Source organism: Paractinoplanes deccanensis (genome assembly GCF_016862115.1).
Taxonomy (GTDB): Bacteria; Actinomycetota; Actinomycetes; order Mycobacteriales; family Micromonosporaceae; genus Actinoplanes; species Actinoplanes deccanensis.
Genome location: NZ_BOMI01000002.1, coordinates 216,178 through 222,747, shown reverse-complemented (window position 1 = coordinate 222,747; position 6,570 = coordinate 216,178). Strand labels below are relative to the sequence as shown.

At 72.2% G+C, this 6,570-nt stretch carries 8 protein-coding genes; 1 reads left to right on the top strand and 7 read right to left on the bottom strand.

All coding sequences use genetic code 11. The annotated features are described in order from the left end of the window. Nucleotide 1: 1 nt before the first annotated feature. Nucleotides 2-1,033 carry a M48 family metallopeptidase gene (locus tag Ade02nite_RS01050; RefSeq protein WP_203759550.1) on the bottom strand — a complete coding sequence of 344 codons (1,032 nt, stop codon included), beginning with the start codon at nucleotides 1,031-1,033 and terminating at the stop codon, nucleotides 2-4. 129 nt (nucleotides 1,034-1,162) lie between these two features. Continuing rightward, on the bottom strand, nucleotides 1,163-1,357 hold the full coding sequence (locus Ade02nite_RS01045) for a hypothetical protein (protein ID WP_203759549.1): 195 nt from the start codon (nucleotides 1,355-1,357) through the stop codon (nucleotides 1,163-1,165). A 241-nt stretch (nucleotides 1,358-1,598) separates the two neighbouring features. Between Ade02nite_RS01045 and Ade02nite_RS01040 the strand changes: the two genes are divergently transcribed. Further along, entirely contained in the window at nucleotides 1,599-2,372 is a 774-nt protein-coding gene (locus tag Ade02nite_RS01040; protein WP_203759548.1) for an SAM-dependent methyltransferase, read from the top strand. Here the strand turns inward: Ade02nite_RS01040 and Ade02nite_RS01035 are convergent, their stop codons facing one another. The 5 genes from Ade02nite_RS01035 to Ade02nite_RS01015 form a co-directional block, all read right to left on the bottom strand. Then, complete coding sequence (locus Ade02nite_RS01035; RefSeq protein WP_203759547.1) at nucleotides 2,373-3,188, bottom strand: SDR family oxidoreductase; 816 nt, start codon at nucleotides 3,186-3,188, stop codon at nucleotides 2,373-2,375. It lies immediately after the preceding gene. Nucleotides 3,189-3,197: 9 nt separating this feature from the next. After that, nucleotides 3,198-3,833, bottom strand: a complete 636-nt coding sequence (locus Ade02nite_RS01030; RefSeq protein WP_203759546.1) for a response regulator — start codon at nucleotides 3,831-3,833, stop codon at nucleotides 3,198-3,200. Further along, on the bottom strand, nucleotides 3,824-4,888 hold the full coding sequence (locus Ade02nite_RS01025) for a sensor histidine kinase (RefSeq protein ID WP_239168418.1): 1,065 nt from the start codon (nucleotides 4,886-4,888) through the stop codon (nucleotides 3,824-3,826). The genes Ade02nite_RS01030 and Ade02nite_RS01025 overlap by 10 nt, the downstream gene beginning before the upstream one ends. A 1-nt stretch (nucleotide 4,889) precedes the next feature. Next, nucleotides 4,890-5,489 carry a DedA family protein gene (locus tag Ade02nite_RS01020; protein WP_203759561.1) on the bottom strand — a complete coding sequence of 200 codons (600 nt, stop codon included), beginning with the start codon at nucleotides 5,487-5,489 and terminating at the stop codon, nucleotides 4,890-4,892. A 78-nt stretch (nucleotides 5,490-5,567) separates the two neighbouring features. Then, nucleotides 5,568-6,419: an amidohydrolase family protein gene (locus Ade02nite_RS01015; protein ID WP_239168417.1), complete on the bottom strand. Its 852-nt coding sequence runs from the start codon at nucleotides 6,417-6,419 to the stop codon at nucleotides 5,568-5,570. Nucleotides 6,420-6,570: the final 151 nt, after the last annotated feature.

Sequence of the window (6,570 nt, the reverse complement as noted above, 5' to 3'; positions counted from 1 at the left end):
CTCAGCGGCGGCTCGCCCAGTCCCGGGCGCCCCGCGCCGCCGAGCCGACCAGGTCGGCCGCGCCGCCGGCCGCCTTGCGGGCCAGGGTCACCAGCGGGTCGCTCGAATCGCGGAACCCGTCGCGATAACTGGCCGCCGCGGCCTTGACGTCCGCGGTCACCGACGCGTCCCGGTCGTCGTCGCGGCGCGCGTAGTCCCCGCCGAGGATCCGCGCGTACTCGCCCGAGTCCACCCACTTCTGCAGCTCGGCCGCCCGCGCCACCGGCACCGGCTCCGGGCTGAACGCCGTCATGCCGATCTTGTGAATGCTGTCCCGCAGGTCGCCCCCGCCCTGGTACTCGGCGGCCTGCTCGAGGAACGCGGCGGTGTCGATCTGCGACAGGTCCCCGCCACCGGCCAGCTTCATGAACAGCCGCAGCGAAGCCGCCGGATCCTGCGCCGCGAGCAGCCCCGCCCGGTCCGCCGACAGCTCCGCCTTGCGCCACCACTCGTACATCGCCGCGATGATCGCCCGAAGCCCGATGACACCGATCGGCATCCAGCTGACGTTCGTCACCCACCGGGTCAGAATCGTCATGATCGTCTGATAGACCGCATGCCCGCTGCGCACATGCCCGATCTCACGCCCGAGCAGCGTCCGCAGCTCGTCGTCGTCCAGCTTCTCCACCGCCGCCGTGCTGATCACCACGAACGGCTTGTCCATGCCGATCGCCTTGCCCCCGATGATCGGCGCCTGGTTCACGTAGAGCTCCGGCAGCTCCGCCACGTCGAGCGCCGCCCCCGCCTCGGCGAAGAGCCCGTGCACCCGCGGATATTGCCGCTCATCCACCCGGATGGCCCCGGCCAGGTACGACAGGCGGAACCCCCGCTCGTTCCACATGCCGAAGAGCCCGCGCACCACATCGTCGAACCCGCGCAGCTCCCGCAGAGCCGTCAGCGCCCCACGATCCGCGGGGTGCTCCCACGCCCGCGAGCTGATCCCGCTCAGAGTGACCCGCTGCCGCGCCGGCCGATTGTCGTCCTCGGTTGTCATCGTGACCCTCTCTCTCCATGACCGTGATCGAGAGTCCCGCACCCGCCGCCCCGGACACATCGGCTCGGAGCCGGAAACCACCCCACCCACCACTACGACTTTCGGCCGACGGGAGCGCGGCCGCGACCTTCACATGGTCGGCCAGCCGTCGGGGTTCGAGGCCGACTCGCGGGAGATGCCTGAGCCGGTTTCGGGGTAGTCGCCGAAGCGCTGGGCGTGCAGGTGGGCGAAGAAATAGCACATCGACTCGAACTCGGCGTCCGGCACCGCCAGGGAGGGGTCGGCTTCGACCGCCGACACGAAAGCGCGACCGGCGGCGACCATGAAGCCACGGCAGTAGAGGAAGCCGTCGTCGGAGCCGTGGCCTGGTTTCTTGTCGACTTGGGCGCCGAGACGGTAGAGACTGTGGCCAACGTCGATGTCTTCGTGGATGTGCCTGACGGGTCGTCGTGGGCGTTGACGATGGCCTGCGCCGACGAGGTGCGGCGGGCGGCGGTACGGAGGGGGCGGGACGGCGGGCCCGGGTAGCGTATGTTCGTCCACATCAGACGGAGGAGGGGTCGCGGTGGGCGACGCGCAGTTCGACACGAGTCAGCCGCAGACGGCGCGGATCTGGAACTACTGGCTGGGTGGCAAGGACAACTTCGAGGTCGATCGCGTGGTGGGGGATCAGATCCGCGCGGCCTTTCCGGACATCGTCGACAACGCGCGGGCGTCGCGGGCGTTTCTCGTGCGGGCGGTGACGTTCGTGGCGGCGGAGGGCGGGGTGCGGCAGTTCCTCGACGTCGGCACGGGGCTGCCCACGGCCGACAACACGCACGAGGTGGCGCAGCGGGTGGCGCCGGAGTCGCGGATCGTCTATGTCGACTTCGATCCGATGATCCTGGCGCACGCGCGGGCGTTGCTGACCAGCAGTGCGGAGGGCGCCACGCAGTACGTCGACGCGGACGGGCGGGACTCGGCCAAGGTGCTGCGGGAGGCCGCGTCGACGCTCGACTTCGGGCAGCCGGTTGCGCTGATCATGTCGGGGCTGCTGGGGCACGTCACCGACGACGGGGAGGCTTCGGCCATGGTGCGGGCCTATCTCGACGCGCTCGCGCCGGGCAGCTACTTCGTCGCGCTCGACGGGTCGCACAGTGTCGAGCACGGCGAGGCCGAGAAGATCTGGAACGAGCAGGCGAATCCGCCGTACGTGTTGCGCAGTCACTCGCAGTTCGCGCGGTTCTTCGACGGGCTGGAGCTGGTCGAGCCGGGCGTGGTGCCGGCGCCGCTGTGGCGGCCGGCCGAGGGCGACGTCAAGCCGCTCGACGTCGTCTGCGGGGTCGGGCGCAAACCCTGATCAGCGGGTCAGCAGCTCGGCCAGCGAGGTCGCGGGGCGGCCGGTCAGCTCGGGCACGTCGCGGGTCACCTCGGCGAGCTCGCCGGCGGCGATGGCGGTGTAGGTGCTGACCCACGCGTCCAGCTGCCAGTCCGGTGCCTGGTAGGCGCGCCTCGACTCGTACGCCTCCGCGATGGTCTCGTCGTGGAACCGTGCCGGGCGGCCGGCGGCGGTCAGCGTGGCCGCGATCTCCGTCATGGTCAGGGCTTCCGGGCCGGTCAGGGTGTACGTGCGGCCGGCGTGCGCGGCCGGGTCGCGCAGCACCGTGACGGCGGCCTCGGCGATGTCGTCCTGGGCCACCACCGCGGCGCGGCCGTCGCCGGCGGGGCCGCGGATCACGCCGTCGGCGCCGACCATGAACGGGAGGAAGTCGGCGTACAGGTTGTCGCGCAGGAACGTGAACGGCAGGCCGGACGCGCGGATGTGCTGCTCGGTCGCCCAATGATCACGGGCCAGCGTGAACGTGGCGCCGGGCGAGGCACCGGCGAACGAGATGTAGACCAGGTGGCCGACGCCGGCGGCGGCCGCGGCGTCGACGAAGCTGGTGTGCTCGGCGACGCGGGACGGGGTCTCCGCCGCCGACACCATGAGCACCGTGCCGGCACCGGAGAGGGCACGGCGCACCGCTTCACCGTCCGCATAGGACGCGACGGCGACCTCCGCGGAGGCGATCGACGGAGCGCGTGCGGCGTCGCGTACCACCAAGCGCATCGGCCCGTCGAGAAGTCGCGCCACCCTGCCACCGAGACGCCCGGACGCACCCGTCACCACGATCATGCGAACAGCCTACGAGCCCAGATAGCGCAGGATGGCGAGAACCCGGCGGTTGTAGTCGGTGGCCGCGGCCAGGTCGAGCTTGTCGAAGATGGCGTTGACGTGCTTCTCGACGGCGCTCATCGAGACGAAGAGCCGCTCGGCTATCGCGGCGTTGGTGTAGCCGGACGCCATCAGGCGCAGCACGTCGTTCTCGCGCGCGGTCAGGCGGGCCAGGCCCGAGGTGCCGGACATGAGCCGGCGTACGACCTCCGGGTCGAGCGCCGTGGAGCCGGCCGCCACCCGGTCGAGCGCGTCGAGGAAGTCCTCGACCTGGGCCACCCGGTCCTTCAGCACGTAGCCGACACCGTCGGAGCGGTCGGCGAGCAGCTGCGAGGCGTACCGCTTCTCGACGTATTGGGAAAGCACCAGCACGCCCGTGGGCGGCCAGCGGCGGCGGATCTCCAGGGCCGCGCGGAGGCCGTCGTCGGTGTTGGTGGGCGGCATGCGGACGTCGGTGACCACCACGTCGGGCCGCTCGTGCGCGACGGCGGCGATCAGCGCGGGGGCGTCGGCGACCGCGGCCACGAGCGTGTGGCCCTCGTCGGCGAGCAGGCGCACCAGGCCCTCACGGAGCAGCGTGGAGTCCTCGGCGAGCACTATGCGCACGGCAGCGAGACCCGGATCGTCGTGCCCGCGCCGGGCGGGCTGTGCAGCTCGAAGCGGCCGTCGAGCGCGGCCACCCGGTCGGCGAGACCGTGCAGGCCGCTGCCCGACGCGTCCGCGCCGCCGGCACCGTCGTCGTGCAGCACCATGTCGACTCCCGAGGCGGAGGGCGCGATCCGTACGGTGATCACGGTAGCGCCGGCGTGCTTGGTGGTGTTGGTGATGGCCTCGCACGCGACGAAATACAGCACCGTCTCGACCTGTGCCGGCGGCCGCGCGGGCAACGAGTAGTCGACGGCCACCGGCACCGGGGAGCTCAGCGCGACCATGGCCAGCGCGTCCTCCAGCGTGCCGTGGTCGAGGGCGGACGGGTAGACGCGCCACGCCACCTCGCGCAGCTCGTCGATCGCCCGCTGCGCGTCGTCGTGCGCCTGGGCCAGCAGCTCCGCGGCGCGGGCGGGCGAGCGGCGGGCCCGGCCCAGCAGCATGCCGAGGGCGACGAGCCGCTGCTGGAGGCCGTCGTGCAGGTCGCGTTCGATGCGGCGGCGCTCGGCGTCGACGGCGGCGATCACCCCGGCCCGGCTGACGGTCAGCTCGGTGATGCGCCGCTCCAGCTCCGAGCGGGTGCCGGCGGCGAGCAGCGTGCGGACGAACCGCCGGTCGAGCGCCGCGGTGCTGGCCATCGCCTGAAGGTTGAGCAGCAGCAGCGCCGAGCCGAACAGCAGCTGCTCCAGCAGCCCGAGGAGCGACATCTCGCCGGTGGCGACGGCGCGCACCACGATGCCGGCCAGCACCACCCCGACGGCGAGCATCCCGGTGGTCAGCGCGCCGAGGAACGCCGGCAGCAGCCGCGCGGCGAGGAACCGGAACGCCCGCCGCGGGTCGAGGCGCACCGGATCGAGCCCGAGGCGGCGGCGTTCCCAATCCGACAGCCTCATCGCGTACGGGTGAAGCGCCGGACGGAAACCGCCGGCCACCGCGACGAGCAGGAACACCGCCTCCCCGACACCGCTGAGCGCACCGGCCGCGACCGTGCGGATCAGGCGGACGAGGGGCACGTCAGCCATTCTGCCCGCGGCGCAGGCGGGCGCCGACGAAGAACACGGCGAGCAGCGCGCAGATCACGATGACCACCTTCTGGAACGTGTCCGCATAGGACTCGACGGCGGTCCAGTTCGCGCCGAGCGTGTAGCCGGCCAGCACGAAGACCGTGTTCCAGATCAGGCTGCCGAACGTGGTGCAGAGCAGGAACGTGGTGAGCCTCATCCGCTCGACCCCGGCGGGCACCGAGACGAGACTCCGGAAGATCGGGATCATCCGGCCGAGGAAGACCGCTTTCGCGCCGTGGCGGGCGAACCAGGCCTCGGTACGGTCGAGATCGCTCACCTTGACCAGCGGCAGCCGGGCTGCGATCGCGCGCATCCGCTCCCGCCCGAACGCCGCGCCGATGTAGTAGAGCGCGACGGCCCCGGCGACCGAGCCGAGCGTGGTCCAGGCGATCGCGGCCACCACGCTCATCCGGCCCTGCCCGGCGGTGAAACCGGCCAGCGGGAGGATCACCTCACTCGGGATGGGCGGGAACAGGTTCTCCAGCGCGACGGCGAGGCCGGCGCCGGGGCCGCCGAGCCGTTCCACGAGATCGGTCACGAACGTCGTCATCGAGGTCATGCCCACGACGCTAGAAATCGGCGGGTGGCCCGACCATGCGGGCGGCCGCCGACCTTCCTGCGGAAAACCTCAGGATCGCGGGCGGACGCTGTCGTCGAGCACCCTGGCGGTGGCGAGCGAGTCGGCGAAGCGGGCCGGATTCAGGTCGAGGCCGCCGGGAATCCAGGAGAGACCCGCGCCGGTCATGGCGAGCAGGATCTCGTCGGGGGACAGGCCGGCGGACTGGAGCAGGCGGATCTCGCGGGGGTTGACGGCGGGCGGGAGCGGACCGTTGCCGAGGTCGGTGCCGTAGCGGACCTTTCCGCCGTACGACAGGAAGAGCCGCAAGTTGGCGACGGCCGTGACCGAGCCGGGGGTGGGCCGGCCCCAGCCGTGGATGTCGAGGGTGCTGATCCAGGTCATCCGGGCGGCGCACTCGCGGGCGAGGGCGGGATCGAGGGGCTCGGTCCACGGGGTGTGCGCGAGGTAGGCGGCGCCCGCGTCGAGGGCGGTCCGCACCGTGCCGGGGCCCTCGGCGTGGACGACGACCGGGAGGCCCTGGGCGACCACGGCCTTGACGATCTCGAGGGGGAGGAGCGGGCCGCCGGCGTGGGCGGTGACCTTGATGAGGGTGGCGCCGAGGGAGCGGGCTTCGGCCACGGCCTCGGCCGCGTCGGCGGGGGAGCGGAGCTCGCGCCAGCTGCCGGCCGGAGCCCAAGCGCGGTCGCTTGGATAGCCGCCGGGCGCCGTGAGAAACGGACCAACATATCGGATATGCGGCATTTTCCAGCGCTCATGATCGCGGGCCAGAGCGGCGACCTTGGCGGGCACGCCGCCGAGATCCCAGACCTCGGCGATGCCGCCGGCGCGCACGGTGGCCAGGTCGACGAGCGCGGAGTGGACATGCGCGTCGACGAGCCCGGGCAGGAGCGTGCCGGGCAAGCGGCGGAGATCGCCCGACAAATCTGTTTCCGTGCTTATGTCGGAAATGTTCCATTCGAGATGTGGGCTGAGGGGGGAGGGACGGGCTCCGGGCGCGGTGGGGTGCGGAGGGTTGGTGGCGTGCGCGCCGGGCTCCGTGGGGTGCGGACGA